The sequence below is a fragment of the Aeromonas sobria genome (genome assembly GCF_000820145.1).
Classification (GTDB): Bacteria; Pseudomonadota; Gammaproteobacteria; order Enterobacterales; family Aeromonadaceae; genus Aeromonas; species Aeromonas sobria.
In genome coordinates, this window is sequence record NZ_CDBW01000011.1 from 1 (window position 1) to 24,618 (window position 24,618).

The following is a 24,618-nucleotide window of genomic DNA, read 5'->3' on the forward strand; positions in this document are numbered from 1 at the left end:
GGTGCCGGATTTTTTAATGCAAACAGACGTTGCTTATATGCGCGTTGGCATCAGCCTCAGGATGGTGGGGCCGCGCAAACGGGGCTGATCAATAGTAGGAGTGGTCGCCGCGTTGATGCTCGGTCGCGTCTTTTACGCCGTTGAGCTCGCCCGGGAACTTCTCCAGCAGCTGCTTCTCGATCCCTTCTTTGAGGGTGTAATCGACCATGGAGCAACCGTTGCAGCCGCCGCCAAATTGCAGAATAGCCAGTTTGTCATCGGTCAGTTCGACCAGGGTGACCTTGCCACCGTGACCGGCCAACATGGGGTTGACCTCGGACATCAGCACATACTCGATACGCTCGATCAGTGGTGCATCATCGGCCACTTTGCGCATCTTGGCATTGGGGGCTTTCAGGGTCAGCTGGGATCCCATCTGATCGGTGACGAAGTCGATGGTGGCATCGATCAAATAGGGGGCGCTCAAGGTATCGACCATGCAGTCGAAACCGCTGAAGGGCAGGGTTTGATCTTCCGGATCCATTGCATCGGGTGGGCAATAAGATACGCCACACTCGGCATTCTGGGTTCCCGGATTGACCACAAACACCCGGATGTTGGTGCCATCAGGCTGTTTTTCCAGAAGTTTACGGAAATGGGCCTGGGCGGCGTCGGAAATGCTGATCATCACTATCCTCATAAACCTGAGTGTACGACTAGGGTATTCATGATAACGCGGTTATTAATGCTTGGGTAGCCATGGCGATGGCTACTTGCTGTGCCGGAGGGTACGACAGATTGCCCACACTTCTACCTTTGTGATACCGCTCTCATGGAGCACGCGGGTAAGCTGGCCAGCGGTGGCACCTGTGGTCACCACATCATCGAGCAGCGCGATGTGGCGGTACTGGTGAGGATGGATACTGAATGCCCCGCGCAGATTGCGCCGCCGCTGCCCCGCGCTGAGAGTTGTTTGCTGCGGGGTCGCCTTGATACGCTGCAACAGGGTGTTGTCACAGGGGATGCCGGTGAGCTCGCCAAGGGTTTGCGCGATCTCCTCCGCTTGATTGAAACCCCGTCGCCATTTTCGCCACCAGTGCAGCGGAACAGGAACGATCGCCTCAGGGGGATCGCTGCTATCCAGATGATCGGCCAGCAGGCGGGCAAGCAATGGCGCCAGCAGGATCTGGCCAGAATATTTGAGCCGTGGGATCAGCATGGGGTAGGGGGCCTGGTAGTCGCCGATCACTTGCAACCGCTCCCAAGGGGGAGGCCTGCGCTGGCAGCGGCCGCAGACCGGTATGCTCTCTTTTATATGGTCAGCCAGCGGTGCGGCGCAGAGGCGGCATTTGGGCTGGGACTGGTGCAGTGACTGCCGACACCAGCTGCAGAGCAGGGGCTCGTTGTCGCAAGGCTGATGGCAGAGCAGGCAGCTACCTTGCCAGTCGTCGTGGCTGCCGAGCAGTGGACTTGCTTTAGCGAGCAGTCGCTTTAACATGCTGACCCCAAGAGCATGAACAGGGATCTTGAGTCTAGATGAGCATATCGGTAGAGCAGTTTGGCCTGGGGCCCGATTTGGTGCTGTTGCACGGATGGGGCATGAACGGCGCGGTGTGGCATGGGATTGCCCAACAGTTGGCGGCCCACTACAGGGTTCATCTGGTGGACTTGCCCGGCTTTGGCAACAGTCCGCTGGCAGGCGAGGTGGATTACAGCCTGCCCTGGCTTGCCGAGCAGGTGGCCGCCATCTTGCCGGATAAGTGCCATCTGCTTGGCTGGTCGCTCGGCGGTCTGGTGGCAAGCCAGTTGGCATTGATCCATCCCGAGCGGCTGCACTCCCTGATCACCGTGGCCAGCTCCCCCTGTTTCATGGCTCGCGACGAGTGGCCGGGGATTGCCCCCAAGGTGCTGACCGGCTTCAACCAGATGCTGGCGGGGGATTTTCGCCAGACCATAGAGCGTTTTCTGGCGATCCAGGCGATGGGCAGCGAACATGCCCGGGACGATATCCGCCAGTTGCGCCACTGGCTGGCCGAGCGCCCGGCGCCCCAGTTTGCCGCGCTCGAGGCCGGACTGACATTGTTGGCCAACATTGACCTGCGCGAACCGCTGCGGGAGCTGGATCTGCCCTGGTTGCGGATCTATGGCCGACTGGATTCATTGGTACCCAAGGCGGCCATTCCCCTGCTGGACAATCTCTACCCTGCCAGCCACAGCGTGACGCTTAACAAAGCCTCACACGCACCCTTTATTTCCCACCCTGACAAATTCATTGAAATCGTTAGAGATTTTGTTGGCTAAAAAATAGCCTGCAGGCTTCATAAATCCTCTGGTCTGGCGGATAATTAAGCTGTGACCAGAGGAGTAACATCATGCGTATTGATTCAGCCTTCAACAGTGGGGTACAGGGATTTCAGCGAGCAGAGCAGATTGCCGACAAGGCATCCAATCAGATCGCCCGCCTCAACACCCCCAGCGGGGATCAGGTGCAAGTGACCGATGAGCTCGTCAATCTCAAGGTGGCCGAACAGCAGGCTGGCGCTTCCGCCAAGGTAGTGCAGACCGCCAGCGATGTGATGGGAACCCTGATCGACATCCGGGTGTGAGATGAACATCAATGTCAGTCTGCCCCCCCTCATCCCTACGCAGCTGCAACCCCAGGTGGAAGCGGCCAGGACGGATAATCGCCGGGCAGAGCTGATCCCGCAGGCCCGTTCGGGTCAAGCATCCAGTGCCGAATCTGAAGTCGGCTCCCAGAAAGAGAAATCCAAAGCCAGTCAGGCGGCCAACAGTAATCCGGCGACCCAAGGTAGCCGTGATGGCAACCAGCCTGCGGTTCAAAACCCTCTGGATTCCCGTTTTGTCGAAGCGACCGGTGAAGAGGGGCAGCGCAAGCAGCAAGATCCCAAACAGCAGGAACAGCAACAGCGGCAAGAGCAGCAGGTTCAGGATCTGGTTGATCGGGACAAGGAGGTACGCACTCACGAGCAGGCTCACCAGTCCGCGGGTGGCGAGCATGCCAGCTCTCCAACCTACCAGTTTACTCAAGGCCCGGATGGCAAGCGTTACGCGACGGGCGGTGAAGTTCAGATCGATACCAGCGCTGTGCCCGGCGACCCCGCCGCTACCATCGCCAAGATGCAGCAGATCCGCTCTGCGGCGCTGGCGCCGGCCGAGCCCTCTGCTCAAGACCTGTCGGTCGCGCGCAATGCCGCCGCGAGTGAAGCCAAGGCGCGCAAAGAGTTGATGGCCGAGCAGAGCGCGAAATCGGGTGGCGTGTTGAGTGCCTATATGGACAAGCGCAACAGCGTCATCGCGGGCCACTATCAACAGGCCGTCAGTCCGGCCGCTACCAAGTCCCTCAGCCTGCATATCTGAGTCTGTCTCGCCAAACTTTCATCGAGTGGTAAGTGTTTTACAACTAACCTGAAGATCAGGCCCATCACTATTTCACAGGAGCTGTCATGCATTTCGATGAAGTCAAAGCGGAAGATTTCACCACCTTCTCCCGTGTGCCGCCACCTCACCTGCAGATGGAACAATTTCTGATGCAGCTTGGAGGAGGGGGAACCGAAGGAACCCATTTCAAGAAAAAAGTGATGCTGGCGGCTGGTTGGAGCCACACCGGTGTCGTCTCTTATGGCAAGTATCCGCAGGAGGCCTGCAAGGCATTCAATCGGCTGCGGGGAGTGTTGTCACAGCATGGCGAGCCCGAGAGCATTCTTGCTGCCCTTGCTCAATGAGCCGGATCTTTGCTGCTAAAAAAGCCCCTTTCGGGGCTTTTTCATTGCTGGGGGAGTTATTTCCTGGTCTTGGAGAGAGCTGCGGCGAAGGCGTTGCCCATGGCGCCGCCGACGGGTGAGCTTGGGCGCGACTCAGGCTTGGGTCTGTTGTTGGAGGCATCCGACGTGCGCAATTGCGCCGGTTTGCGGGCGGGTTGCCCCGCTTTTTCGTCGAGGCGCATGGTGAGGCTGATCCGCTTGCGCGGGGCATCCACCTCCAGCACCTTGACCCGCACAATGTCGCCCGCCTTGACCACCTCGCGGGGATCCTTGATGAAACGGTCGGTCAGGGATGAGATGTGCACCAGCCCATCCTGATGGACACCGATATCGACGAAGGCGCCGAAGTTGGTGACGTTGGTGACCACCCCTTCCAGCACCATTTCGGGCACCAGGTCGCTGATCTTCTCCACCCCTTCCTTGAAGGTAGCGGTTTTGAACTCGGGGCGAGGATCGCGGCCCGGCTTGTCCAGCTCGCCGATGATATCGGTCACTGTGGGTATGCCGAACTGCGCGTCGGTGTAGTCGGCAGGCTTGAGACTGCGCAACAGACCGCTATTGCCGAGCAGGCTGTCCACGGTTTGTGCCAGCTTGGCGAGGATCCGCTCCACCACCGGATAGGACTCCGGGTGGACCGCCGAGCTGTCGAGGGGGTTGCTGCCGTCGCGGATCCGCATAAAGCCAGCGCACTGTTCGAATGCCTTGGGGCCGAGCCGGCTCACTTTCAGTAACTGTTGACGACTCTTGAAGGCGCCGTGTTCATCCCGATAGGCAACGATGTTCTGGGCCAGGGTCTGGGAGAGGCCGGAAACCCGGTTGAGCAGGGCGACCGAGGCGGTATTCACATCGACCCCGACCGCGTTTACGCAATCTTCGACCACCGCATCCAGTCGGCGGGCCAGCTGGCTCTGGCCGACGTCGTGCTGATACTGGCCCACCCCGATACTCTTGGGGTCGATTTTGACCAGCTCGGCCAGCGGGTCCTGCAGGCGGCGGGCGATGGAGACGGCACCGCGGATCGACACGTCGAGATCCGGGAACTCCTGAGAGGCAAGTTCCGAGGCGGAGTAGACCGAGGCCCCCGCTTCGCTCACCACTATCTTCTGCGCCTTGGCGGCGGGGTAGCGTTCGAACAGATCGCTGACCAGTCGGTCGGTCTCCCGCGAGGCGGTGCCGTTGCCGATGCTGATTAGCTCGACCTTGTGTTTCTGGCACAGCTCGCTCAGGGTTTTGAGGCTCTGATCAATCTGGCGTTTCGGTTCGAACGGATAGATGGTGGCGTGATCGACCAGCTTGCCGGTGGCATCCACCACCGCCACCTTGACTCCGGTGCGGATGCCGGGGTCCAGCCCCATGGTGCAGCGCATACCGGCCGGGGCGGCCATCAGCAGATCCTTGAGGTTCATGGCAAACACCTTGATTGCCTCGTCCTCTGCCGATTCGCGGATGCGGCCGACCAGTTCGGTCTCCATCTGCAGGGAGAGCTTGATCTTCCATGTCCAGCTAACCACCCCTTGCAGCCACTTGTCGGCCGGGCGGTTTTGTAGATTGAGCTTGAGGTGGTGGGCGATGATCCCTTCGCAGGGGCTGGCGCTTGTCTCCTCGCCCGTCACCAGTGCCAGATTGAGGAGCCCCTCGTTACGTCCGCGCAGCATGGCCAGCACCCGGTGAGAGGGCGCCTTGTGCAGCGGTTCGTCATGTTCGAAGTAGTCTTTGAATTTGGCCCCTTCCTGCTCCTTGCCGGTCACCACGCGGGCCCGCAGGGTGGCGTGTTGCCACAGGTAGTCGCGCAGCTTTTCCAGCAGATCGGCCTGCTCGGCGAAGCGCTCCATCAGGATGTAGCGGGCGCCATCGAGGGCGGCCTTGCTGTCGCTAATCCCCTGTTCGGCATTGATGAAGCCAACGGCAGCCTGCTCGGGATCCTGCATCGGGTCGGTGAACAGCCGGTTGGCCAGCGGCTCCAGCCCGGCCTCAATGGCCATTTGCCCCTTGGTGCGGCGCTTGGGTTTGTAGGGGAGGTAGAGATCTTCCAGCCGAGTCTTGCTGTCGGCACCGTTCAATTCGCGGGCCAGCTCGGGGGTCAGCTTGCCCTGCTCCTCGATGGAGCGAATGATCACCTTGCGGCGATCTTCCAGCTCACGCAGATAGCCGAGGCGGCTCTCCAGAGTACGCAGCTGGCTGTCGTCCAGACCCCCGGTCACCTCTTTACGGTAACGGGCGATAAAGGGCACGGTCGAGCCTTCATCCAGCAGGCGCACTGCAGCCTGCACCTGTTCCGGGCGAGCATTGAGCTCACCGGCAATCTGATGTTCTATTACGTGGCTTTGCATCGAAGATCTCTTGGTCGGGTCCTGGTCAACGGATTGGCGCGGGGCGATATCGCCATACAGGGGGTCTGTCCTGGCGGAACTCAAGGTACCACCAGGCCACTGCCGCGCGTGCCGGTTGGCGCCACAAGGCGCCGAGTGTGAGCACTATATGGGGTCGGGCTGCGGGATGCCAGTCCCGACAGAGGGTGCTGTTTCCATCCCGAATCGGCGGCTCGGCTTGTAGGTCGCCCGCCAGCTGGGGAGTGTGCGGTGGCGTGAAGGTGCCTTATTTGGGGTAGCTGATCTCGTTGATATACCAGCAGGCGTCACCAACTGGCGTAGGCACCACGGCCTCATCACCGACCTCTTTCTTGAGCAGGGCGCGGGCCATGGGGGAGTCGATGGAGATGTAATCCTTGCGCTCGAAGATCTCGTCATAGCCGACGATGCGAAAGCGCTTGGTCTCACCTTCTTCGTTCTCCACCTCGACCCAGGCACCGAAGAACACCTTGCCCTCCTGGGCAGGGGCATAGTCGACGATCCCCAGCTCTTCGAGGCACTTGCGCAGATAGCGTACCCGCCGGTCGATCTCCCGCAGCCGCTTCTTGTTGTACTGGTAGTCGGCATTTTCGCTGCGATCCCCCAGGCTGGCGGCCCATGCCACCTTCTTGGTGACCTCGGGGCGCTCCTGGCGCCACAGAAAATCGAGCTCATCTTTGAGCTTGTTGTAGCCTTCGCGGGTGATCAGCTTTGTCTTCATGGGATCTGTGACCTGGTCAAAGGGGGAAGGGGTGCTAACTGCCCGAGAATATTAGCTTTTGCACTCTTGCTGTCGAGGTAAATCGTGGGGGCTTGGCTGGCTCCATCTTGGGGTGGGCTGACAAGGGGGTGACTTGATACCCGTCACGCTATCGGGATGGGTAATAACCGGTAACATATTTATGCTTTGCTCCGGCTATATCCCCCCCTAGTATTGGGGGCAGCGAAAGAATTCAAGAGGCAAAGCAATGAGTCAGCAGCAATACAAGGTCCTGGTGGTGGACGATGACCTGAAATTACGTTCCCTGTTGGAGCGCTATCTCACCGAGCAGGGCTTCGTGGTGCGCGGAGTGGCCAATGGCGAACAGGCTGACCGCTTGCTGACCCGAGAAAACTTCAGTTTGATGGTACTCGACCTGATGTTGCCGGGGGAGGATGGGCTCTCCATCTGCCGCCGTCTGCGGGAGGCTGGCAACCAGATCCCGGTGCTGATGCTCACCGCCAAGGGGGATGAAGTGGATCGCATCGTCGGGCTTGAGATGGGGGCCGATGACTATCTGCCCAAGCCGTTCAATCCCCGCGAACTGCTGGCGCGGATCCGTGCCGTGTTGCGTCGCCATACCGTCGAGCTGCCGGGGGCCCCCTCTGCAGCAGAGAAGGTGGTGAACTTCGGCGCCTTCCAGCTCAATCTGGCTACCCGCGAGCTGAGCCGGGATGGCGAGCCGATGGCGCTCACCAGCGGTGAATTTGCGGTGCTCAAGGTGCTGGTCAGCCATCCGCGCGAGCCGCTCTCCCGCGACAAGCTGATGAATCTGGCCCGTGGTCGCGAATACACCGCCACCGAGCGCAGTATTGATGTGCAAGTATCCCGCTTGCGCCGCTTGCTGGAACAAGATCCAACCCAGCCTCGTTATTTGCAGACCGTCTGGGGTTTGGGCTACGTGTTTGTCCCGGACGGTGACAGAACATGAAGAAAATCGGCAGCATGTTCTCGCGCATGCTCTGGTTTCTGGCCGCCGTGCTGGTGGTCTATCAGGCCGTCTCCTACGTCACGTTTTACAATTATCTACTGGCCCCGACAGTCAAACAGATCAGTCATCTGCTGGCCAATCAGGTCAAGCTGATCTTGCCGCTCAACAGTGAGCAGCTGGCGTTGAGTGAAGATGCCGAGGCGCTGGTCTATGTGACGACCGGTACCGACATCTATACCCAGAGCGAGGCAATCCAGCATGGATTCAGCAATGCAAAGCCTTACCCCTATCTGGAGGAGAATATCAGCCGTGAACTGGGGGGCGACGCCAAGGTGCGGGTCGAGATCCAGGATCACTACATCATCTGGATCCAGCCGCCCCAGGCCAGCAAAATTTGGGTGCGGATCCCGCTGACCGAGATTGAAGATGACGATATCGAACCCCTCATTATCTATCTGAGCGTGTTGCTGGTGATCACCCTGTTTGCAGCCTGGCGTTTCGCCCGGCAACTGGTGCGCCCGCTTGAGGATCTTGAGGCGGGTGCGGTGGCTGTGGCCAAAGGGCATTTCCCGGATGCACTGGGAGAACTGGGGTCGCGGGAGGTGCGTCGCCTGACCCGAACCTTCAACCATATGTCGCACTCCATCAAGAGTCTGATTGAAGAGCGAAACCTGATGATGGCGGGGGTGTCTCACGATTTGCGTACGCCGCTGACCCGCATTCGGTTAGCGATCGAGATGATGTCGTCCGGTGATGAGTACCTCAAAGAGAGCATCAACTCCGATATCGATGAGTCCAACGCCATCATCGATCAGTTCATCGACTACATCCGTCCGGATGAAGGGCAGGATTTGGTACCGATCGACCTGACTCAGTTGATCCACGATACCCTGTTGATCCACTCAGAGCAGGGACTGGAGGTTGACTTGATGTTGCCGCAAGACGCTGTGCTGGTTGCCTGCAATCCGGTCAGTATGCGACGGGTATTGAGTAATCTTGCCAGCAACTCACTGCGCTATGGGGCGAGCAGTTTACATGCCGAGTTGAAAGATGATGGACATTGGGTTCGTTTGCGATTGTCCGATGATGGTCCCGGTATTCCGGAGCAGGACTATTCCAGAGTGCTCAAACCTTTCACTCAGGGGAATGTGGCGCGCACCGAAGGAGGCAGTGGTCTGGGATTGGCCATCGTGGCCAAGATAGTCGCTCAGCACCACGGCACCATCAGGTTGGGCAATGCTGAACTTGGGGGCTTGCTGGTAGATATACGGTTGCCGAAAAATCAGCCGCAGGAGTGGATGGATTGAAAGAAGGGCGTATCGGTGGATACGCCCTTCTACATTTTCAGACCACTTTTTATCAGAGCACTTTCTTCGGAGTGGTGGCGGCCGCCTTGCGATAGCGCTTGCCATATCTCAGCTGCTGGATCAGCAGTGCCGCCACAATCAACCCCAGCCCGATTGGGGTGGCGGGATCGATTGCCTCGCCAACCAGCAGGTTCAGCAGTACCAGTGAGGCGAATGGTGAAATGAAGATAAGGTTGCTGATAGGGGCTGTGTTGGTGGCATGGCGCATCGCCATCAGCCAAAGCACAAAGCCAAATCCCATCTCGATGACCCCGACATAAATGGCCCCCACCCATCCTTGCCAGGCGGTCAGCTGGAAGTCAGCCAGTAGCCAGGTGGCGAGCACGATAAAGGGGAGGCTAATAATGAAACCGAGCAGTAGGCTGACGATGGGGTCTCCCTGATTGCGGGTGTTGAGGATCCAGTAGCTGGCCCAGATGAGGGTCGAGAGCAACACCAGCGCCACCCCCAATGGATTGTCAAAATGCAGGCCGAAGACGTCACCCTTGGTGGCGATCACCAACGCGCCAAAATAACCCAGCACGATGGCAACGCCATCGCGGCGGCGCAGGGTCTGGCCGAGGAACGGCACCGATAGCAGGGTGAGGGTGATGGCCCAGGTGTAGCTAAGGGTCTGCGCCTGCTGGGCAGGCAGCAGATCATAAGCTTTGAACAGCAGCAGGTAATAGAGGAAGGGGTTCATCACCCCCAGCATCAGATAATAAAACGGGCGGCTGCGCAGATAACTGCACAGCAGCGGCAGTTTACCCTGCTTGAGCACGATCCCCCCCAGCAGCAGGGTAGAGGTCAGCGCAGCAACCAGTAGCAGCTGCACCGGCGCAAAATAGGCGAGGGAAATTTTGAAGGCGGTGGCCACCGTTGACCACAGGGCCACCGCGCAGAGCGCGTACTGGTAGGCTTTCTTTTGATCTTTGATCATCGTTGTTATGTCATAAACGGAAGAAAGTCGCAGTCTATCAGTCTGGCGATGAGCTTGTCGTGACGCTGGACATTCCTTGATGGGATTAGCTCGCTGCGAAGGTAATGGCAGGCCGCCTGACAGAGATCCATCTGCCACATAAAATTGTGCACAATATGTGCGCGCTCCCTTGCGTAAATTTGAAAAATCCGTATACTCTCCCCCGCTTACCCATGAGGTAAGCCAGACGATATGTCTGCTGCTGAGCTCCTCGTTTACGAGAGCCAGCCATACAGTCCTCCCGATATGGGAGGAAACGTGAAAAATCACACCTCTGGCGGGAGCAATCTCGGTCGGGCGGTGCTGGTTTATGTTCTTTTATCTATTGGAGCTCTGTCAATGCAGAACCAAAGAATCCGTATTCGCCTGAAGGCTTTTGATCATCGCCTGATTGATCAATCTACAGCGGAAATCGTTGAAACTGCAAAGCGCACTGGCGCGCAGGTTCGCGGTCCTATCCCGCTGCCGACTCGCAAAGAGCGCTTCACCATTCTGACTTCCCCGCACGTCAACAAAGACGCGCGTGATCAGTATGAGATCCGCACTCACAAGCGTCTGGTAGACATCGTTGAGCCGACTGACAAGACCGTAGATGCTCTGATGCGTCTGGATCTGGCAGCTGGTGTAGACGTCCAGATCAGCCTGGGTTAATTACGGAAAGAGGTTGATAACAATGACAATCGGTCTTGTAGGTCGCAAAGTGGGTATGACTCGCATCTTCACTGAAGATGGCGTTTCTATCCCGGTGACTGTTATCGAAGTTGAAGCTAACCGTGTAACTCAGGTCAAATCTGTAGAAACCGACGGCTACAACGCTATTCAGGTTACCACTGGCGCCAAAAAAGCCAGCCGTGTAACCAAGCCTGAAGCTGGCCACTTCGCCAAAGCTGGCGTAGAAGCCGGTCGCGGCCTGTGGGAATTCCGCTTGAACAACGGTGAAACTTTCACTGTTGGTAACGAGCTGAAAGTAGATCTTCTCGCTGACGTTAAGCTGGTAGACGTTACTGGCACATCCAAGGGTAAAGGTTTTGCTGGTTGCGTTAAGCGCCACAACTTCCGCACCCAGGATATGACCCACGGTAACTCCTTGTCTCACCGCGCTCCGGGTTCTATCGGTCAGAACCAGACTCCGGGCCGTGTATTCAAGGGCAAAAAGATGGCTGGTCACATGGGTGCTGAGCGTGTAACTACTCAGAACCTGGAACTGGTTCGTGTTGACGCTGAACGTAACCTGCTGCTCATCAAAGGTGCAGTACCGGGTGCAACCAACGGCAACGTGATCGTTAAACCTGCCGTCAAAGCGTAACGTCTGAGGAGATAGTAATGGAATTGGTAATGAAAGACGCCAAGAGCGCTCTTGAAGTTTCCGAGACTACCTTCGGGCGCGAATTCAACGAAGCTCTGGTTCACCAGGTCGTCGTTGCATATGCCGCAGGTGCCCGTCAGGGTACTCGTGCGCAGCTGACTCGCTCTGAAGTGTCTGGTGGCGGCAAAAAGCCGTGGCGTCAGAAGGGTACTGGTCGTGCCCGTGCTGGCTCCATCCGTTCGCCCATTTGGCGTTCCGGTGGTGTGACTTTTGCAGCTAAGCCGCAAGATCACAGCCAGAAAGTAAACAAGAAGATGTACCGCGGCGCTATCCGTAGCATCCTGTCCGAGCTGGTACGTCAAGAGCGCCTGATCGTTGTCGAGAAATTCGGTATCGATGCGCCTAAGACCAAAGAACTGATCGCCAAGCTGAAAGAGATGGAACTGAAAGACGTTCTGATCGTGACAGCTGAAGTCGATGAGAACCTGTTCCTGGCTGCTCGCAACCTGTACAAAGTTGACGTGCGTGATGTTGCCGGTATCGACCCGGTCAGCCTGATCGCTTTCGACAAGGTTCTGATGACTGCTGATGCAGTTAAGCAAATCGAGGAGATGCTGGCATGATCCGCGAAGAGCGTCTGTTGAAAGTTCTGAAGGCTCCGCATATCTCTGAAAAGAGCACTATGGTCGCAGAAAAGCAGAACACTATCGTGTTCAAAATTGCTGTTGATGCTACCAAAGCGGAAGTCAAAGCAGCAGTTGCGAAACTGTTCGAGGTTGAAGTTGAGACCGTCCGTACCCTGAACATGAAGGGTAAAACCAAGCGCGCAGGTGCACGCGTAGGCCGTCGTTCCGATTGGAAAAAGGCTTATGTGACCCTGAAAGCTGGTCAGGACATCGACTTCATGGGCGCAGCCGAGTAAGAGGAGTTCTCAAAAATGGCAATCGTTAAGTGCAAGCCTACCTCTCCGGGCCGCCGTCACGTCGTCAAGATCGTCAATCAAGAGCTGTACAAGGGCAAGCCCTTCGCCGCTCTGCTGGACAGCAAAAGCAAGTCCGGTGGTCGTAACAACAACGGCCGTATCACTACCCGTCATATCGGTGGTGGTCACAAGCAGCACTACCGTCTGGTCGACTTCAAGCGCGACAAAGACGGTATCCCGGCTAAAGTAGAGCGCCTGGAATACGATCCTAACCGTACCGCTAACATCGCTCTGGTGTTGTATGCAGACGGTGAGCGTCGTTACATCCTGGCTCCGAAAGGCCTGAAAGCTGGTGACGCGATCGCATCTGGTGCTGATGCTGCCATCAAGGTAGGTAACACCCTGCCGATGCGCAACATCCCGGTTGGTTCTACTGTTCACGCAGTTGAGATGAAGCCTGGTAAAGGTGCACAGCTGGCTCGTTCCGCTGGTACTTTCATCCAGATCCTGGCTCGTGATGGTAACTATGTAACTCTGCGTCTGCGTTCCGGCGAAGTACGTAAAGTTCTGGCCGAGTGCCGCGCCACCATCGGTGAAGTCGGTAACTCCGAGCACATGTTGCGTCAACTGGGTAAAGCCGGTGCCAACCGCTGGCGTGGTATTCGTCCGACCGTTCGCGGTATGGCGATGAACCCGGTCGACCACCCGCACGGTGGTGGTGAGGGTCGTAACAAAGGCATGCAGCCTGTGTCCCCATGGGGCCAGAAGGCTAAAGGCTTCAAGACCCGTAAGAACAAGCGTACCGACAAGTACATCGTACGTCGTCGTAACAAGTAATTGTTAACATAGAGGAATCACCATGCCACGTTCTCTCAAGAAGGGTCCATTTATTGACCTGCACTTGCTGAAGAAGGTAGAGAAAGCGGTGGAAAGCGGGGATAAAAAGCCGGTTAAAACCTGGTCCCGTCGTTCAATGATCATCCCGAACATGATCGGTTTGACCATCGCTGTCCATAATGGTCGTCAGCACGTTCCGGTTTTTGTTACCGAAGAAATGATCGGTCACAAACTGGGTGAATTCGCACCGACTCGTACTTATCGCGGCCATGCTGCTGATAAGAAGGCTAAGAAGCGCTAAGGGATAAATGATGGAAGCTATCGCTAAACACCGTTATGCCCGTACTTCTGCCCAGAAAGCTCGTCTGGTAGCCGATCAAGTACGTGGTCTGTCTGTAGACAAGGCTCTGACTCTCCTGACCTTCAGCCCGAAAAAGGCTGCAGTGCTGGTTAAGAAAGTGCTGGAATCTGCCATTGCAAACGCTGAGCACAACGAAGGCGCCGATATCGACGCGCTGCGTGTTGCTACTATCATGGTCGACGAAGGTCCCTCCATGAAGCGCATCCGTCCGCGTGCCAAAGGTCGTGCGGATCGTATCCTCAAGCGTACCGCTCACATCACTGTAGTGGTATCCGACGCTAAGGCTGGGAGATAAGCAATGGGTCAGAAAGTACATCCTAATGGCATTCGCCTGGGTATTACCAAGCCTTGGAATTCTACCTGGTTCGCGAACACCAAAGATTTCGCTGACAACTTGTTCAGCGATTTTCAAGTGCGCCAGTTCCTGACCAAGGAACTGAAAAACGCGTCCTTGTCCAAGATCACCATCGAGCGTCCGGCCAAGAGCATCCGTGTGACTATTCACACCGCTCGTCCGGGCATCGTGATTGGTAAGAAAGGCGAAGACGTTGAGAAACTGCGCAAAGCTGTAGCCGTTATTGCTGGCGTGCCTGCTCAGATCAACATTTCCGAAGTCCGCAAGCCGGAGCTGGACAGCAAACTTGTTGCTGACAGCATTACTTCCCAGCTGGAACGTCGCGTAATGTTCCGTCGTGCTATGAAGCGCGCCGTACAGAACGCAATGCGCCTAGGTGCCAAGGGCATCAAAGTGGAAGTTTCCGGTCGTCTGGGCGGCGCTGAAATCGCGCGTACCGAATGGTACCGTGAAGGTCGTGTGCCTTTGCACACCCTGCGTGCCGACATCGACTACGCAACTTCTGAAGCCCACACCACTTACGGTGTGATCGGCGTTAAAGTTTGGATCTTCAAGGGTGAAGTTCTGGGCGGTCTGGCTGCTGTTGCTGCCGCTGCTGCTCAAGAGCAAGCTCCTGCAAAGCCCAAGCGTGACAACAAGCGCCGCGCTGCTAAGTAAGGAGATTCGGTAAATGTTGCAACCTAAGCGTACCAAATTCCGCAAGACCCATAAGGGTCGTAACCGCGGTCTGGCCAACACTGGTAACGAAGTATCCTTCGGTACCTTTGGCCTGAAGGCGACATCCCGTGGTCAACTGACTGCTCGTCAAATCGAAGCAGCCCGTCGTGCCATGACCCGTCACGTTAAGCGTCAAGGTAAGATCTGGATCCGTGTGTTCCCGGACAAGCCCATCACCGAAAAGCCCCTCGAAGTTCGTATGGGTAAAGGTAAGGGTAACGTGGAATACTGGGTTTGCCCGATCCAGCCTGGCAAGGTTCTGTACGAGATGGATGGTGTACCTGAGGCTCTGGCGCGTGAAGCGTTTGCCTTGGCTGCTGCTAAGCTGTCCGTTCAGACCACTTTCGTAATTAAGACGGTGATGTGATGAAAGCTCAAGATCTGCGTCAAAAGAGCGTCGAAGAACTGAACCAGGAGCTGCTGGGCCTGCTGCGTGAGCAATTCAACATGCGCATGCAAGCATCCACCGGCCAACTGGCTCAGACTCACACTCTGAAACAAGTGCGTCGTGACGCCGCACGTATCAAGACTGTACTGACTGAGAAGGCAGGTGCGTAATGACTGACAAAATCCGTACTCTGCAAGGTCGTGTAATCAGCGACAAGATGGAGAAATCCATCACTGTTGCTATCGAGCGCAAGGTAAAGCACCCGATCTACGGTAAGATCATCAAGCGTACTACCAAGCTGCACGTGCACGATGAGAACAACGAGTGTAAAGCTGGCGATCTCGTGGAAATCCGCGAGTGCCGTCCGCTGTCCAAGACCAAGTCCTGGACCCTGGTTGGTATCTTAGAAAAGGCCTAATCGGTACTTTGTACTTCAAACGGCCCCCATTGCGGGGCCGTTTGTTTTTTAGGCTACCTTTTCTGAAAAAGCTGTGTTATAGTTTCGCGCCTTTTGAGGGCAGCCAGATCCCGAAAGGGATAAGAAGTAAACAAAGCGGAGCACTAAAATGATCCAGATGCAAAGTATGCTGGGCGTAGCCGACAACTCCGGCGCTCGCAGTGTAATGTGTATTAAGGTTCTGGGTGGCTCGCACCGCCGTTACGCCGGCATCGGCGACATCATCAAAGTTTCCATCAAGGAAGCCATTCCTCGCGGTAAAGTGAAGAAAGGTGATGTATATAACGCGGTGGTCGTACGCACCCGTAAAGGCGTTCGTCGTCCGGACGGCTCAGTCATCCGTTTCGACAACAATGCGGCTGTTTTGCTTAACGGCAACCAACAGCCAATCGGTACTCGTATTTTTGGCCCGGTGACCCGTGAACTGCGTAATGAGAAGTTCATGAAGATTGTGTCCCTGGCACCCGAAGTACTGTAAGGAGTCGAACGATGGCAGCTAAAATCCGTCGCGAAGACGAAGTGATCGTACTTACCGGCAAAGACAAGGGCAAGCGTGGCAAAGTCACTCAAGTCCTGATTGCAAAAGGTAAGGTATTCGTCGAAGGCATCAACCAGGTGAAGAAGCACCAGAAGCCGGTACCCGCATTGGGTCAGGCTGGCGGTATCATCACCAAAGAAGCCCCGATCGATGTATCAAACGTAGCGCTGTTCAACTCTGCCACTGGCAAAGCTGACCGCGTTGGTTTCCGGATTGAAGACGGCAAAAAAGTTCGCTTCTTCAAATCCACCGGCGAACTTGTGAAGTAATTGGAGTTTAACGATGGCGAAACTGCATGATTACTACAAATCAGATGTAGTAAATGAACTGGCCAAACAGTTCGGTTACAAGACTATCATGCAAGTCCCTCGGATCGAGAAAATCACCCTGAACATGGGTGTTGGTGAAGCGATCTCTGACAAGAAGTTGCTGGAAAATGCTGCTGCCGATATGGCTGCCATTTCCGGTCAGAAGCCGCTGATCACCAAAGCTCGCAAATCTGTTGCGGGCTTCAAGATTCGTGAAGGCTACCCGATAGGTTGTAAAGTAACCCTGCGTGGCGAGCGTATGTGGGAGTTCCTGGAACGGCTGATTTGCATCTCCGTACCGCGTATCCGTGACTTCCGTGGCCTGAACGCTAAAGCGTTCGACGGTCGTGGTAACTACTCCATGGGCGTGCGTGAGCAAATCATCTTCCCGGAAATCGACTATGACAAAGTCGATCGCGTCCGTGGTCTGGATATCACCATCACCACTTCCGCGAATACCGATGAAGAAGGCCGTGCTCTGCTGGCTGCCTTTAACTTCCCATTCCGCAAGTAAGGTTAGGGTTATGGCTAAAACATCCATGAAAGCGCGCGAAGCAAAGCGTGCGAAGCTGGTAGCCAAGTACGCCACCAAGCGTACCGAGCTGAAAGCTATCATCGTTGATATGAACGCTTCTGAAGAAGCGCGTTGGGATGCTGTACTGCAACTGCAACAGCTGCCCCGTGATTCCAGTCCGTCCCGCCAGCGTAACCGTTGCAATATTACTGGTCGTCCGCACGGTTTCCTGCGCAAGTTTGGTTTGTCTCGCATCAAGGTGCGTGAGCATGCCATGAAGGGCGAAATTCCGGGCCTGAAGAAGGCTTCTTGGTAACGAATCTCGGGAGTTAGACTTATGAGCATGCAAGATCCGATCGCGGACATGCTGACCCGCATCCGTAACGGTCAGGCGGCGAGCAAAGTTGCGGTTTCCATGCCTTCTTCCAAGCTGAAAGTGGCGATTGCCAACGTGCTGAAAGAAGAAGGTTACATTGCTGGCTACTCCGTAGCTGGTGATGTGAAGCCGGAACTGGAAATTGAACTGAAATATTTCCAGGGCAAGCCAGTTGTAGAACTGATCCAACGCGTGAGCCGTCCCGGCCTGCGTATTTACAAGCGCACTACTGATCTGCCGAAAGTTATGGGCGGTCTCGGTGTTGCTATCGTGTCCACGTCTAAAGGTGTGATGACTGACCGTGCTGCTCGCAAAGCAAGCATGGGCGGTGAGATCATCTGCTACGTCGCTTAATAGGAGGTAGGAAATGTCTCGTGTTGCTAAGGCACCCGTCACTATTCCTGCTGGCGTAGAGGTGACTCTGAACGGCCAGGAACTGACCATCAAAGGTGGTAAAGGTTCTCTGGTTCGCTCTATTCACGCCGGTGTAGAAGTGACCAAAGAAGACAATGTACTGAAGTTCGCCCCGCGCGACAGCATCGCTGGTGCTGACGCTCAGGCCGGTACTGCACGTGCATTGGTCAACAACATGGTAATCGGTGTTACCCAAGGCTTCGAGCGCAAGCTGCAGCTGGTTGGTGTAGGTTACAAAGCCTCCATCAAGGGCAATGCTGTAGCGCTGGCTCTGGGCTTCTCTCACCCGGTAGAGCATGCGCTGCCGGCTGGTGTGACCGCTGAGTGTCCGACTGCCACAGAAATCGTTCTGCGTGGTGTCGACAAGCAGATGGTTGGCCAAGTCGCCGCCGATATCCGTTCTTACCGCGCTCCGGAGCCCTACAAGGGCAAGGGTGTACGCTATGCCAATGAGCAAGTGCGTACTAAAGAAGCTAAGAAGAAGTAAGGTAACACTATGGACAAGAAAGCAGCTCGTCTCCGTCGTGCTACTCGTGCTCGGAAGAAGATGCAGGAACTGGGAGCTACCCGTCTGGTTGTTCACCGTACCCCGCGTCATATCTACGCGCAGGTAATCGCAGCCAACGGTTCCGAAGTTCTGGCCTCTGCTTCCACAGTAGAGAAAGCCATCAGTGAAGGGCTCAAACACTCCGGTAATGCTGATGCAGCTACCGCAGTGGGTAAAGCAATCGCTGAGCGTGCTATTGCCAAAGGCGTTCAGAACGTATCTTTCGATCGTTCCGGTTTCAAGTATCATGGTCGCATTGCCGCTCTGGCAACTGCTGCACGTGACGCTGGTCTTCAGTTCTAAGCTAGGAGTCGAAGATGGCTAAAGTCGAATCTCAAGCCGGCGAACTGCAAGAAAAGCTGATTGCAGTCAACCGTGTTTCGAAAACTGTTAAAGGTGGTCGTATCATGTCCTTCACCGCGTTGACCGTGGTGGGTGATGGTAACGGCCGTGTAGGTTACGGTTACGGTAAAGCCCGTGAAGTTCCAGCTGCTATTCAAAAAGCAATGGAACAGGCTAAGCGTAACCTGAGCAAGGTTGAGCTGAACAATGGCACTCTGCACCACCCGGTGCGTGGTGTTCACTCAGGTTCTTCCGTGTTCATGAAGCCGGCCTCACAAGGTACTGGTATCATTGCAGGCGGCGCCATGCGTGCTGTTCTGGAAGTTGCTGGTATCCACAACGTGCTGGCCAAGACCTACGGTTCCACCAACCCAATCAACGTTGTTCGCGCAACTGTAGACGCTCTGGTACAGGGTCAATCCCCGGCCCAGATCGCTGCCAAGCGTGGTCTGCGCGTTGAAGAAATTCTGGGGTAATGCGACATGGCTAACACTGTAAAAGTAACTCAAACTCGCAGCTCTATCGGCCGTCTGCCAAAGCACAAGGCGACTCTGCGTGGTCTGGGTCTGCGTCGCATTGGTCACACCGTTGAGCTGGAAGATACTCCTTGCGTACGCGGTATGATCAACCAGGTTTATTACATGGTTAAGGTGGAGGGCTAAGCATGCGTCTGAACACTCTGTCTCCGGCCGCTGGTTCCAAGCCTGAAAAACAACGTCGTGGTCGTGGTATCGGCTCCGGCTTAGGCAAGACTGGTGGTCGTGGTGTTAAAGGCCAAACCTCTCGTTCCGGTGGCGGTAAAGTCCGCAACGGTTTCGAAGGTGGTCAGATGCCTTTGAAAATCCGTCTGCCAAAGTTCGGTTTCTTCTCTCGCAAATCGCTGATTTCAGCTGAAGTGCGTCTGAACGAAATCGCCATGGTAGAAGGTGATGTGGTCGATCTGAGCACTCTGAAGCAAGCCGGTGTTGTTACTAAGAACATCGTTTTCGCTAAAGTTGTTCTGTCTGGCAACATTGACCGTGCTGTGACCGTTCGTGGTGTGTCCGTCACTAAAGGTGCACGTGCAGCCATCGAGGCCGCTGGCGGTAAAATCGAGGAATAATCAGTACAATGGCTAAGAAACCAGGATTGGATGTTAAAGCACAGGGTGGTCTGAGTGAATTGAAGAGCCGTCTGCTCTTCGTTCTCGGGGCGATTATCGTTTTCCGTGCAGGCTCTTATGTGCCGATTCCTGGTATTGACGCCGCCGTACTGGCCGAGTTGTTCCAACAACAGAAGGGCACCATCATTGAGATGTTTAACATGTTCAGTGGTGGTGCACTATCGCGTGCTTCTATTCTTGCGCTGGGGATCATGCCGTATATTTCGGCGTCGATCATCATCCAGCTGCTGACAGTGGTTCACCCCGCTCTTGCTGAACTCAAGAAAGAAGGTGAATCCGGCCGTCGCAAGATTAACCAATATACTCGTTGGGGCACGCTGGTTTTGGGAACTTTCCAGGCCATTGGTATTGCAACAGGTCTGCCGAATATGATGCAAGGGCTCGTGTCTCACCCGGGTCTTGGTTTCTACTTCACAGCCGTTGTAAGTCTGGTCACCGGTACCATGTTTTTGATGTGGTTGGGTGAACAGATTACCGAGCGTGGGATTGGTAATGGTATCTCGTTGATTATTTTCACGGGTATCGTTGCTGGTCTGCCGCATGCCATTGGCGCTACGGCCGAACAGGCACGTCAAGGGGAATTACACATCCTGCTGTTGTTGTTGCTAGGCTTGATTGTTTTCGCAGTGACTTACTTTGTGGTGTTCGTGGAGCGTGGTCAGCGTCGTATCGTCGTTAACTATGCAAAGCGTCAACAAGGCCGCCAGGTATTCGCCGCGCAAAGCACACACCTGCCATTGAAAGTAAATATGGCCGGTGTGATTCCTGCGATTTTCGCATCCAGTATCATCCTGTTCCCAGGGACCATTACCTCTTGGTTTGGTCAGGGAGAGGGTAAAGTTGCTGATATCTTGCAGCAGGTCTCTATGGTCCTGCAGCCTGGTCAACCGCTTTACGAGATGCTGTATGCAGCAGCCATTATCTTCTTCTGCTTCTTCTATACCGCGTTGGTGTTTAATCCCCGCGAGACAGCTGATAACCTGAAGAAGAGTGGAGCCTTTATCCCGGGGATCCGCCCGGGCGAGCAGACAGCACGTTACATCGATAAGGTTATGACTCGCCTGACATTGGCAGGTGCGCTCTATATAACCTTTATCTGTCTGGTACCCCAGTTCTTGATGACTGCCTGGAACGTACAGTTCTACTTCGGTGGCACTTCGCTGCTGATTATCGTGGTAGTTATCATGGACTTCATGGCTCAGGTACAAACCCATATGATGTCTCATCAATATGGTGATGTTCTGAGGAAGGCCAACCTGAAGGGCTACGGCCGCTAAAGGTCGGCGTAGTTACGGAGTTAAGCAATGAAAGTTCGTGCTTCCGTTAAGGCAATCTGCCGTAACTGCAAAATCATCAAGCGTCACGGTGTGGTGCGTGTGATTTGCAGCGAGCCAAAGCATAAACAGCGCCAAGGCTAATTTTTTACGGTTAGTACTTGCAACAAATAGTTGTGCTGGCTAATATAGCCAGCCAACTTTTGTTGTGTATTGGTTGACCGCCACGTATCCGCTCACGGGCTTTGTGGTGGTCGTAATCTACTATATGTAGGAGTGAATAGTGGCCCGTATCGCTGGCATTAACATTCCTGACCATAAGCATGCAGTCATTGCGTTGACTGCGATTTATGGCGTCGGTCGTACCCGCTCCAAGGCCATCTGTGCCGCAGCCGGTATCGCTGAGAATGTGAAAATTAAAGACCTGGACGAAGCTCAGATCGAGAGTCTGCGTGAACAAGTAGGTAAATTCACCGTTGAAGGTGACCTGCGTCGTCAGATTTCCATGAACATCAAGCGATTGATGGATCTGGGTTGCTACCGTGGTTTGCGTCACCGTCGTAGCCTGCCTGTTCGTGGTCAACGTACCAAGACCAACGCTCGTACCCGTAAGGGTCCGCGCAAGGCTATCAAGAAGTAACGGGAAGGTAGAAAATGGCTAAAACTCCGACTCGTGCTCGCAAGCGCGTTAAAAAGCAAGTGAGCGACGGTATTGCGCACGTTCATGCATCTTTCAACAACACAATCGTGACCATTACTGACCGTCAGGGCAATGCTCTGTCATGGGCTACCTCTGGTGGTTCAGGTTTCCGTGGTTCCCGTAAGTCCACTCCGTTTGCTGCCCAGGTAGCTGCTGAGCGTGCTGGTGAGATCGCCAAAGAATACGGCGTGAAGAACCTGGAAGTCATGGTCAAAGGTCCGGGTCCCGGTCGTGAGTCATCCATCCGCGCTCTGAACGCGGCTGGTTTCCGCATCACTAATATTACTGATGTGACTCCGATCCCGCACAACGGTTGTCGTCCTCCCAAGAAGCGCCGCGTATAACGCTGTTGCAACTTGGTCTAGGATTGTTGGAGAAAGAAGATGGCAAGATATATCGGTCCTAAGCTTAAGCTTAGCCGTCGCGAGGGTACAGACCTCTTCCTGAAGTCTGGCGTTCGCGCGATTGACTCTAAGTGCAAGATTGACACCGCCCCTGGTCAGCACGGTGCGCGTAAAGCGCGTCTGTCCGACTACGGTGTTCAGCTGCGCGAAAAGCAAAAAGTTCGTCGTATTTACGGCGTATTGGAAAAACAGTTCCGCAACTACTATCGCGATGCTGCCCGTCAAAAAGGTAACACCGGTGAAAACCTGTTGCAGCTGCTGGAAGGTCGTTTGGACAACGTTGTTTACCGTATGGGTTTCGGCGCTACTCGTGCTGAATCTCGCCAGCTAGTGAGCCACAAGGCCATCATGGTAAACGGTCGCGTTGTGAACATTCCTTCTTTCCAGGTTTCCCCTGAGGACGTGATCTGCGTTCGTGAGAAGGCTAAGAAGCAAGCGCGTATCAAAGCATCCCTTGAGGTTGCTGGTCAGCGTGAGAAGCCGACTTGGGTAGAGGTTGACGCCGCTAAAATGGAAGGTGCTTACAAGCGTCTGCCAGAGCGTTCCGACCTGTCTGCCGACATTAACGAACAGCTGATCGTCGAGCTTTACTCTAAGTAAAGCTAGCTTCTAAAGAGAGGACACAATGCTGGGTTCTGTAACAGATTTTCTTAAACCGCGGCTAGTTGACATCGAGCAAGTTAGCCCGACTCATGCGAAAGTGACTCTTGAGCCACTTGAGCGTGGCTTTGGCCACACGCTGGGCAATGCTCTGCGTCGTATTTTGCTGTCATCTATGCCCGGTTGTGCAGTTACTGAAGTCGAAATTGACGGGGTACTGCATGAGTACAGCAGCAAAGAAGGTGTGCAGGAAGACATTCTTGAAATTCTGCTTAACCTGAAAGGTATCGCTGTGAAGCTGGAAGGCAAGGACGAGGTAACTCTGTCCCTGACCAAGTCTGGAACAGGCCCCGTTACCGCTGGTGATATCACTCACGGTGATGAAGTCGAGATCGTAAACCCGGAGCACGTAATCTGCCACCTGACCGGTGCTAATGCTGACATCAGCATGCGCCTGAAAGTTCAGCGCGGTCGTGGTTATGTGCCTGCTTCTGCTCGTGTTCACAACGATGATGAAGAGCGTCCGATAGGTCGCCTGCTGCTGGACTCTGCGTTCAGCCCCATCGTTCGTATTGCCTACAATGTTGAGGCAGCACGTGTGGAACAGCGTACCGACTTGGACAAGCTCGTCATCGACATGGAGACCAATGGTACTCTGGATCCTGAAGAAGCTATCCGTCGCTCTGCCACTATTTTGGCTGAGCAGCTGGAAGCCTTCGTGGATCTGCGCGATGTCAGCGTGCCCGAGAAGAAAGAAGAGAAACCCGAGTTTGATCCGATTCTGCTGCGTCCTGTCGATGATTTGGAGCTGACAGTTCGTTCTGCGAACTGTCTGAAGGCAGAAGCTATCCACTATATTGGTGATCTGGTACAGCGTACCGAAGTTGAGTTGCTTAAAACTCCTAACCTCGGTAAGAAGTCCCTGACTGAGATCAAGGATGTGTTGGCCTCCCGTGGTCTGTCTCTTGGCATGCGCCTTGAGAATTGGCCGCCCGCCAGCATCGCTGACGAGTAATCCAGATTACGGGTTTCACAGATTTAGTTAGAAGGATAAGGTCATGCGCCATCGTTTGAGTGGTCGTCAACTGAACCGGAACAGCAGCCATCGTCAGGCTATGTTCCGCAACATGGCCAGCTCACTGGTTCGTCATGAGATCATCAAGACGACTGTGCCTAAGGCAAAAGAGCTGCGCCGTGTAGTTGAACCGCTGATCACCCTTGCCAAGACTGATAGCGTTGCTAATCGTCGCCTGGCATTTGCCCGTACTCGCGACAACGCGATCGTGGCTAAGCTGTTCAATGAACTGGGCCCGCGCTACCTGGAGCGCGCCGGCGGTTATACTCGCATTCTGAAATGCGGTTTCCGTGCAGGCGATAACGCCCCTATGGCTTATATTGAGCTGGTAGACCGCCCGGCTGCTGCTGAAGCAGCTGCTGAGTGATATAAAGAAAAAGCCGGGCTTGTCCCGGCTTTTCTTTTAATAGATTTTGACACTGCCTCAACTGCCTCAACTGCCCTAAATGAATCATCTCGATTTCCTAGACCGCTCAAGCGCCTTAAACCGATGCTATTTAGGTGAAGTGATGATTAAGCCGCAGCGTTATACAGAAAAATTTAAATTGGCCGCTGTCAAGCTGGTGACAGGGCGCCATTACCTGTGGCGTAGGTTGCCGAGATAGTCGGTGTTTCCAGACTCGGTATGTACACCAGGATCAAACGCTACAGCCAGCCGAGCTACGGTGCCTATAGGCTGAGCTGAGCAGCGTGATTGATGAGCGAGATAATTTTAAAAGGCCGCCTATTTCGCCAAGCTGTCAGGGTAAGGCCTCCCTCATCCAGGGGCACAGCTTCACGCATCCCACCCAGAGGCTGTGCCGCATGATGAATCTCCACACTCGTGGTTCGCTTGGTTGCGACAGCCTTCATCTGCTTGGGCACGGGAGGATAAATAAGGCTATGTCCCAATTACG

Annotated in this window: 39 protein-coding genes; 34 read left to right on the forward strand and 5 right to left on the reverse strand. The window is 55.2% G+C overall.

The annotated features are described in order from the left end of the window. Positions 1 to 88 precede the first annotated feature (88 nt). Positions 89 to 667, reverse strand: coding sequence for a Fe-S biogenesis protein NfuA (gene nfuA, locus BN1135_RS05055; protein ID WP_042019334.1), 579 nt, complete (start codon positions 665 to 667; stop codon positions 89 to 91). Between the two features lie 81 nt (positions 668 to 748). Beyond that, complete coding sequence (locus BN1135_RS05060) at positions 749 to 1,477, reverse strand: ComF family protein (protein WP_042019336.1); 729 nt, start codon at positions 1,475 to 1,477, stop codon at positions 749 to 751. A gap of 38 nt (positions 1,478 to 1,515) precedes the next feature. Between BN1135_RS05060 and bioH the strand changes: the two genes are divergently transcribed. The 4 genes from bioH to BN1135_RS05080 all read left to right on the forward strand — a co-directional run bounded on the left by bioH (position 1,516) and on the right by BN1135_RS05080 (position 3,722). Next, positions 1,516 to 2,280: a pimeloyl-ACP methyl ester esterase BioH gene (bioH, locus tag BN1135_RS05065; RefSeq protein WP_042019339.1), complete on the forward strand. Its 765-nt coding sequence runs from the start codon at positions 1,516 to 1,518 to the stop codon at positions 2,278 to 2,280. A gap of 71 nt (positions 2,281 to 2,351) precedes the next feature. Then, positions 2,352 to 2,585 (forward strand): flagellar hook protein FlgE, encoded by a 234-nt coding sequence (locus BN1135_RS05070; protein WP_042019342.1) that lies wholly within the window; start codon positions 2,352 to 2,354, stop codon positions 2,583 to 2,585. 1 nt (position 2,586) lies between these two features. Then, on the forward strand, positions 2,587 to 3,357 hold the full coding sequence (locus BN1135_RS05075) for a putative metalloprotease CJM1_0395 family protein (protein ID WP_042019343.1): 771 nt from the start codon (positions 2,587 to 2,589) through the stop codon (positions 3,355 to 3,357). Between the two features lie 86 nt (positions 3,358 to 3,443). Then, entirely contained in the window at positions 3,444 to 3,722 is a 279-nt protein-coding gene (locus BN1135_RS05080) for a hypothetical protein (RefSeq protein WP_042019345.1), read from the forward strand. 56 nt (positions 3,723 to 3,778) lie between these two features. On the opposite strand, the gene BN1135_RS05085 is transcribed toward BN1135_RS05080, so the two are convergent. Then, positions 3,779 to 6,091: a Tex family protein gene (locus tag BN1135_RS05085; protein ID WP_042019346.1), complete on the reverse strand. Its 2,313-nt coding sequence runs from the start codon at positions 6,089 to 6,091 to the stop codon at positions 3,779 to 3,781. A 265-nt stretch (positions 6,092 to 6,356) separates the two neighbouring features. Then, complete coding sequence (gene greB / locus BN1135_RS05090) at positions 6,357 to 6,830, reverse strand: transcription elongation factor GreB (RefSeq protein ID WP_042019347.1); 474 nt, start codon at positions 6,828 to 6,830, stop codon at positions 6,357 to 6,359. 247 nt (positions 6,831 to 7,077) lie between these two features. Between greB and ompR the strand changes: the two genes are divergently transcribed. Together ompR and envZ are read left to right on the forward strand one after the other, a co-directional pair. Beyond that, the gene (gene ompR / locus BN1135_RS05095) at positions 7,078 to 7,800 is read left to right on the forward strand and encodes an osmolarity response regulator transcription factor OmpR (protein WP_042019348.1); all 723 of its coding nucleotides are present in this window, start codon (positions 7,078 to 7,080) and stop codon (positions 7,798 to 7,800) included. Next, complete coding sequence (envZ, locus tag BN1135_RS05100; protein WP_042019350.1) at positions 7,797 to 9,107, forward strand: two-component system sensor histidine kinase EnvZ; 1,311 nt, start codon at positions 7,797 to 7,799, stop codon at positions 9,105 to 9,107. Before ompR ends, envZ begins: the two co-directional genes overlap by 4 nt. A 52-nt stretch (positions 9,108 to 9,159) precedes the next feature. Here envZ and BN1135_RS05105 read toward each other — a convergent pair whose 3' ends face one another. Further along, on the reverse strand, positions 9,160 to 10,086 hold the full coding sequence (locus BN1135_RS05105; protein WP_042019352.1) for a DMT family transporter: 927 nt from the start codon (positions 10,084 to 10,086) through the stop codon (positions 9,160 to 9,162). 378 nt (positions 10,087 to 10,464) lie between these two features. Between BN1135_RS05105 and rpsJ the strand changes: the two genes are divergently transcribed. From rpsJ to rplQ, 28 genes are all read left to right on the forward strand, one after another. Beyond that, on the forward strand, positions 10,465 to 10,776 hold the full coding sequence (rpsJ, locus tag BN1135_RS05110) for a 30S ribosomal protein S10 (RefSeq protein ID WP_042019353.1): 312 nt from the start codon (positions 10,465 to 10,467) through the stop codon (positions 10,774 to 10,776). Positions 10,777 to 10,798: 22 nt separating this feature from the next. Next, on the forward strand, positions 10,799 to 11,431 hold the full coding sequence (gene rplC, locus BN1135_RS05115) for a 50S ribosomal protein L3 (protein ID WP_042019356.1): 633 nt from the start codon (positions 10,799 to 10,801) through the stop codon (positions 11,429 to 11,431). Between the two features lie 17 nt (positions 11,432 to 11,448). Beyond that, positions 11,449 to 12,054, forward strand: coding sequence for a 50S ribosomal protein L4 (gene rplD, locus BN1135_RS05120; protein WP_042019358.1), 606 nt, complete (start codon positions 11,449 to 11,451; stop codon positions 12,052 to 12,054). Beyond that, positions 12,051 to 12,353 (forward strand): 50S ribosomal protein L23, encoded by a 303-nt coding sequence (gene rplW, locus BN1135_RS05125; protein ID WP_042019359.1) that lies wholly within the window; start codon positions 12,051 to 12,053, stop codon positions 12,351 to 12,353. The genes rplD and rplW overlap by 4 nt, the downstream gene beginning before the upstream one ends. A 15-nt stretch (positions 12,354 to 12,368) precedes the next feature. Then, positions 12,369 to 13,190, forward strand: coding sequence for a 50S ribosomal protein L2 (rplB, locus tag BN1135_RS05130; protein WP_033130006.1), 822 nt, complete (start codon positions 12,369 to 12,371; stop codon positions 13,188 to 13,190). Positions 13,191 to 13,212: 22 nt separating this feature from the next. Beyond that, the gene (gene rpsS / locus BN1135_RS05135; protein WP_005307960.1) at positions 13,213 to 13,491 is read left to right on the forward strand and encodes a 30S ribosomal protein S19; all 279 of its coding nucleotides are present in this window, start codon (positions 13,213 to 13,215) and stop codon (positions 13,489 to 13,491) included. A gap of 10 nt (positions 13,492 to 13,501) precedes the next feature. Further along, the gene (rplV, locus tag BN1135_RS05140; RefSeq protein ID WP_005890899.1) at positions 13,502 to 13,846 is read left to right on the forward strand and encodes a 50S ribosomal protein L22; all 345 of its coding nucleotides are present in this window, start codon (positions 13,502 to 13,504) and stop codon (positions 13,844 to 13,846) included. A gap of 3 nt (positions 13,847 to 13,849) precedes the next feature. Continuing rightward, a complete protein-coding gene (gene rpsC, locus BN1135_RS05145; protein ID WP_042019362.1) occupies positions 13,850 to 14,563 on the forward strand; it encodes a 30S ribosomal protein S3 in 714 nt (237 codons plus the stop codon). 13 nt (positions 14,564 to 14,576) lie between these two features. After that, positions 14,577 to 14,990, forward strand: coding sequence for a 50S ribosomal protein L16 (rplP, locus tag BN1135_RS05150; protein WP_005319737.1), 414 nt, complete (start codon positions 14,577 to 14,579; stop codon positions 14,988 to 14,990). After that, positions 14,990 to 15,181: a 50S ribosomal protein L29 gene (gene rpmC / locus BN1135_RS05155; protein ID WP_042019365.1), complete on the forward strand. Its 192-nt coding sequence runs from the start codon at positions 14,990 to 14,992 to the stop codon at positions 15,179 to 15,181. Before rplP ends, rpmC begins: the two co-directional genes overlap by 1 nt. Then, a complete protein-coding gene (gene rpsQ, locus BN1135_RS05160; RefSeq protein WP_042019367.1) occupies positions 15,181 to 15,429 on the forward strand; it encodes a 30S ribosomal protein S17 in 249 nt (82 codons plus the stop codon). The genes rpmC and rpsQ overlap by 1 nt, the downstream gene beginning before the upstream one ends. A 148-nt stretch (positions 15,430 to 15,577) precedes the next feature. Continuing rightward, positions 15,578 to 15,946: a 50S ribosomal protein L14 gene (gene rplN, locus BN1135_RS05165; RefSeq protein WP_005890908.1), complete on the forward strand. Its 369-nt coding sequence runs from the start codon at positions 15,578 to 15,580 to the stop codon at positions 15,944 to 15,946. Positions 15,947 to 15,957: 11 nt separating this feature from the next. Continuing rightward, complete coding sequence (gene rplX / locus BN1135_RS05170; protein ID WP_042019369.1) at positions 15,958 to 16,275, forward strand: 50S ribosomal protein L24; 318 nt, start codon at positions 15,958 to 15,960, stop codon at positions 16,273 to 16,275. Between the two features lie 13 nt (positions 16,276 to 16,288). Further along, positions 16,289 to 16,828 (forward strand): 50S ribosomal protein L5, encoded by a 540-nt coding sequence (gene rplE, locus BN1135_RS05175; RefSeq protein WP_005319725.1) that lies wholly within the window; start codon positions 16,289 to 16,291, stop codon positions 16,826 to 16,828. A 10-nt stretch (positions 16,829 to 16,838) separates the two neighbouring features. Then, positions 16,839 to 17,144 (forward strand): 30S ribosomal protein S14, encoded by a 306-nt coding sequence (gene rpsN, locus BN1135_RS05180; protein WP_042010205.1) that lies wholly within the window; start codon positions 16,839 to 16,841, stop codon positions 17,142 to 17,144. 21 nt (positions 17,145 to 17,165) lie between these two features. After that, positions 17,166 to 17,558, forward strand: a complete 393-nt coding sequence (gene rpsH, locus BN1135_RS05185; protein WP_042019371.1) for a 30S ribosomal protein S8 — start codon at positions 17,166 to 17,168, stop codon at positions 17,556 to 17,558. A gap of 13 nt (positions 17,559 to 17,571) precedes the next feature. Next, positions 17,572 to 18,105, forward strand: a complete 534-nt coding sequence (gene rplF, locus BN1135_RS05190; protein ID WP_042019373.1) for a 50S ribosomal protein L6 — start codon at positions 17,572 to 17,574, stop codon at positions 18,103 to 18,105. A 9-nt stretch (positions 18,106 to 18,114) separates the two neighbouring features. Beyond that, positions 18,115 to 18,468: a 50S ribosomal protein L18 gene (gene rplR, locus BN1135_RS05195; protein WP_042019374.1), complete on the forward strand. Its 354-nt coding sequence runs from the start codon at positions 18,115 to 18,117 to the stop codon at positions 18,466 to 18,468. 14 nt (positions 18,469 to 18,482) lie between these two features. Continuing rightward, positions 18,483 to 18,983, forward strand: coding sequence for a 30S ribosomal protein S5 (gene rpsE / locus BN1135_RS05200; RefSeq protein ID WP_005319713.1), 501 nt, complete (start codon positions 18,483 to 18,485; stop codon positions 18,981 to 18,983). Between the two features lie 6 nt (positions 18,984 to 18,989). Beyond that, positions 18,990 to 19,169 (forward strand): 50S ribosomal protein L30, encoded by a 180-nt coding sequence (rpmD, locus tag BN1135_RS05205; protein WP_005307985.1) that lies wholly within the window; start codon positions 18,990 to 18,992, stop codon positions 19,167 to 19,169. 2 nt (positions 19,170 to 19,171) lie between these two features. After that, positions 19,172 to 19,609, forward strand: coding sequence for a 50S ribosomal protein L15 (rplO, locus tag BN1135_RS05210; RefSeq protein ID WP_042019377.1), 438 nt, complete (start codon positions 19,172 to 19,174; stop codon positions 19,607 to 19,609). 8 nt (positions 19,610 to 19,617) lie between these two features. Continuing rightward, positions 19,618 to 20,946 (forward strand): preprotein translocase subunit SecY, encoded by a 1,329-nt coding sequence (gene secY / locus BN1135_RS05215; RefSeq protein WP_042019379.1) that lies wholly within the window; start codon positions 19,618 to 19,620, stop codon positions 20,944 to 20,946. A gap of 27 nt (positions 20,947 to 20,973) precedes the next feature. Beyond that, positions 20,974 to 21,087 (forward strand): 50S ribosomal protein L36, encoded by a 114-nt coding sequence (gene rpmJ / locus BN1135_RS21390; RefSeq protein WP_005319705.1) that lies wholly within the window; start codon positions 20,974 to 20,976, stop codon positions 21,085 to 21,087. Positions 21,088 to 21,226: 139 nt separating this feature from the next. After that, positions 21,227 to 21,583 carry a 30S ribosomal protein S13 gene (rpsM, locus tag BN1135_RS05220; protein ID WP_005307991.1) on the forward strand — a complete coding sequence of 119 codons (357 nt, stop codon included), beginning with the start codon at positions 21,227 to 21,229 and terminating at the stop codon, positions 21,581 to 21,583. A 14-nt stretch (positions 21,584 to 21,597) separates the two neighbouring features. Beyond that, positions 21,598 to 21,987, forward strand: coding sequence for a 30S ribosomal protein S11 (gene rpsK, locus BN1135_RS05225; protein WP_005319702.1), 390 nt, complete (start codon positions 21,598 to 21,600; stop codon positions 21,985 to 21,987). A gap of 39 nt (positions 21,988 to 22,026) precedes the next feature. After that, positions 22,027 to 22,647: a 30S ribosomal protein S4 gene (gene rpsD / locus BN1135_RS05230; protein WP_042019380.1), complete on the forward strand. Its 621-nt coding sequence runs from the start codon at positions 22,027 to 22,029 to the stop codon at positions 22,645 to 22,647. A gap of 25 nt (positions 22,648 to 22,672) precedes the next feature. Beyond that, on the forward strand, positions 22,673 to 23,662 hold the full coding sequence (locus BN1135_RS05235; protein ID WP_042019383.1) for a DNA-directed RNA polymerase subunit alpha: 990 nt from the start codon (positions 22,673 to 22,675) through the stop codon (positions 23,660 to 23,662). A gap of 43 nt (positions 23,663 to 23,705) precedes the next feature. Then, a complete protein-coding gene (gene rplQ, locus BN1135_RS05240; RefSeq protein WP_042019386.1) occupies positions 23,706 to 24,089 on the forward strand; it encodes a 50S ribosomal protein L17 in 384 nt (127 codons plus the stop codon). Positions 24,090 to 24,618 lie beyond the last annotated feature (529 nt).

What these genes read in the sequence shown, in the direction of transcription:
- nfuA (WP_042019334.1), bottom strand. Translation starts at nt 667, where the DNA reads ATGATCAGCATTTCCGACGCCGCCCAGGCCCATTTCCGTAAACTTCTG.
- BN1135_RS05060 (WP_042019336.1), bottom strand. Translation starts at nt 1,477, where the DNA reads ATGTTAAAGCGACTGCTCGCTAAAGCAAGTCCACTGCTCGGCAGCCAC.
- bioH (WP_042019339.1), top strand. Translation starts at nt 1,516, where the DNA reads ATGAGCATATCGGTAGAGCAGTTTGGCCTGGGGCCCGATTTGGTGCTG.
- BN1135_RS05070 (WP_042019342.1), top strand. Translation starts at nt 2,352, where the DNA reads ATGCGTATTGATTCAGCCTTCAACAGTGGGGTACAGGGATTTCAGCGA.
- BN1135_RS05075 (WP_042019343.1), top strand. Translation starts at nt 2,587, where the DNA reads ATGAACATCAATGTCAGTCTGCCCCCCCTCATCCCTACGCAGCTGCAA.
- BN1135_RS05080 (WP_042019345.1), top strand. Translation starts at nt 3,444, where the DNA reads ATGCATTTCGATGAAGTCAAAGCGGAAGATTTCACCACCTTCTCCCGT.
- BN1135_RS05085 (WP_042019346.1), bottom strand. Translation starts at nt 6,091, where the DNA reads ATGCAAAGCCACGTAATAGAACATCAGATTGCCGGTGAGCTCAATGCT.
- greB (WP_042019347.1), bottom strand. Translation starts at nt 6,830, where the DNA reads ATGAAGACAAAGCTGATCACCCGCGAAGGCTACAACAAGCTCAAAGAT.
- ompR (WP_042019348.1), top strand. Translation starts at nt 7,078, where the DNA reads ATGAGTCAGCAGCAATACAAGGTCCTGGTGGTGGACGATGACCTGAAA.
- envZ (WP_042019350.1), top strand. Translation starts at nt 7,797, where the DNA reads ATGAAGAAAATCGGCAGCATGTTCTCGCGCATGCTCTGGTTTCTGGCC.
- BN1135_RS05105 (WP_042019352.1), bottom strand. Translation starts at nt 10,086, where the DNA reads ATGATCAAAGATCAAAAGAAAGCCTACCAGTACGCGCTCTGCGCGGTG.
- rpsJ (WP_042019353.1), top strand. Translation starts at nt 10,465, where the DNA reads ATGCAGAACCAAAGAATCCGTATTCGCCTGAAGGCTTTTGATCATCGC.
- rplC (WP_042019356.1), top strand. Translation starts at nt 10,799, where the DNA reads ATGACAATCGGTCTTGTAGGTCGCAAAGTGGGTATGACTCGCATCTTC.
- rplD (WP_042019358.1), top strand. Translation starts at nt 11,449, where the DNA reads ATGGAATTGGTAATGAAAGACGCCAAGAGCGCTCTTGAAGTTTCCGAG.
- rplW (WP_042019359.1), top strand. Translation starts at nt 12,051, where the DNA reads ATGATCCGCGAAGAGCGTCTGTTGAAAGTTCTGAAGGCTCCGCATATC.
- rplB (WP_033130006.1), top strand. Translation starts at nt 12,369, where the DNA reads ATGGCAATCGTTAAGTGCAAGCCTACCTCTCCGGGCCGCCGTCACGTC.
- rpsS (WP_005307960.1), top strand. Translation starts at nt 13,213, where the DNA reads ATGCCACGTTCTCTCAAGAAGGGTCCATTTATTGACCTGCACTTGCTG.
- rplV (WP_005890899.1), top strand. Translation starts at nt 13,502, where the DNA reads ATGGAAGCTATCGCTAAACACCGTTATGCCCGTACTTCTGCCCAGAAA.
- rpsC (WP_042019362.1), top strand. Translation starts at nt 13,850, where the DNA reads ATGGGTCAGAAAGTACATCCTAATGGCATTCGCCTGGGTATTACCAAG.
- rplP (WP_005319737.1), top strand. Translation starts at nt 14,577, where the DNA reads ATGTTGCAACCTAAGCGTACCAAATTCCGCAAGACCCATAAGGGTCGT.
- rpmC (WP_042019365.1), top strand. Translation starts at nt 14,990, where the DNA reads ATGAAAGCTCAAGATCTGCGTCAAAAGAGCGTCGAAGAACTGAACCAG.
- rpsQ (WP_042019367.1), top strand. Translation starts at nt 15,181, where the DNA reads ATGACTGACAAAATCCGTACTCTGCAAGGTCGTGTAATCAGCGACAAG.
- rplN (WP_005890908.1), top strand. Translation starts at nt 15,578, where the DNA reads ATGATCCAGATGCAAAGTATGCTGGGCGTAGCCGACAACTCCGGCGCT.
- rplX (WP_042019369.1), top strand. Translation starts at nt 15,958, where the DNA reads ATGGCAGCTAAAATCCGTCGCGAAGACGAAGTGATCGTACTTACCGGC.
- rplE (WP_005319725.1), top strand. Translation starts at nt 16,289, where the DNA reads ATGGCGAAACTGCATGATTACTACAAATCAGATGTAGTAAATGAACTG.
- rpsN (WP_042010205.1), top strand. Translation starts at nt 16,839, where the DNA reads ATGGCTAAAACATCCATGAAAGCGCGCGAAGCAAAGCGTGCGAAGCTG.
- rpsH (WP_042019371.1), top strand. Translation starts at nt 17,166, where the DNA reads ATGAGCATGCAAGATCCGATCGCGGACATGCTGACCCGCATCCGTAAC.
- rplF (WP_042019373.1), top strand. Translation starts at nt 17,572, where the DNA reads ATGTCTCGTGTTGCTAAGGCACCCGTCACTATTCCTGCTGGCGTAGAG.
- rplR (WP_042019374.1), top strand. Translation starts at nt 18,115, where the DNA reads ATGGACAAGAAAGCAGCTCGTCTCCGTCGTGCTACTCGTGCTCGGAAG.
- rpsE (WP_005319713.1), top strand. Translation starts at nt 18,483, where the DNA reads ATGGCTAAAGTCGAATCTCAAGCCGGCGAACTGCAAGAAAAGCTGATT.
- rpmD (WP_005307985.1), top strand. Translation starts at nt 18,990, where the DNA reads ATGGCTAACACTGTAAAAGTAACTCAAACTCGCAGCTCTATCGGCCGT.
- rplO (WP_042019377.1), top strand. Translation starts at nt 19,172, where the DNA reads ATGCGTCTGAACACTCTGTCTCCGGCCGCTGGTTCCAAGCCTGAAAAA.
- secY (WP_042019379.1), top strand. Translation starts at nt 19,618, where the DNA reads ATGGCTAAGAAACCAGGATTGGATGTTAAAGCACAGGGTGGTCTGAGT.
- rpmJ (WP_005319705.1), top strand. Translation starts at nt 20,974, where the DNA reads ATGAAAGTTCGTGCTTCCGTTAAGGCAATCTGCCGTAACTGCAAAATC.
- rpsK (WP_005319702.1), top strand. Translation starts at nt 21,598, where the DNA reads ATGGCTAAAACTCCGACTCGTGCTCGCAAGCGCGTTAAAAAGCAAGTG.
- rpsD (WP_042019380.1), top strand. Translation starts at nt 22,027, where the DNA reads ATGGCAAGATATATCGGTCCTAAGCTTAAGCTTAGCCGTCGCGAGGGT.
- BN1135_RS05235 (WP_042019383.1), top strand. Translation starts at nt 22,673, where the DNA reads ATGCTGGGTTCTGTAACAGATTTTCTTAAACCGCGGCTAGTTGACATC.
- rplQ (WP_042019386.1), top strand. Translation starts at nt 23,706, where the DNA reads ATGCGCCATCGTTTGAGTGGTCGTCAACTGAACCGGAACAGCAGCCAT.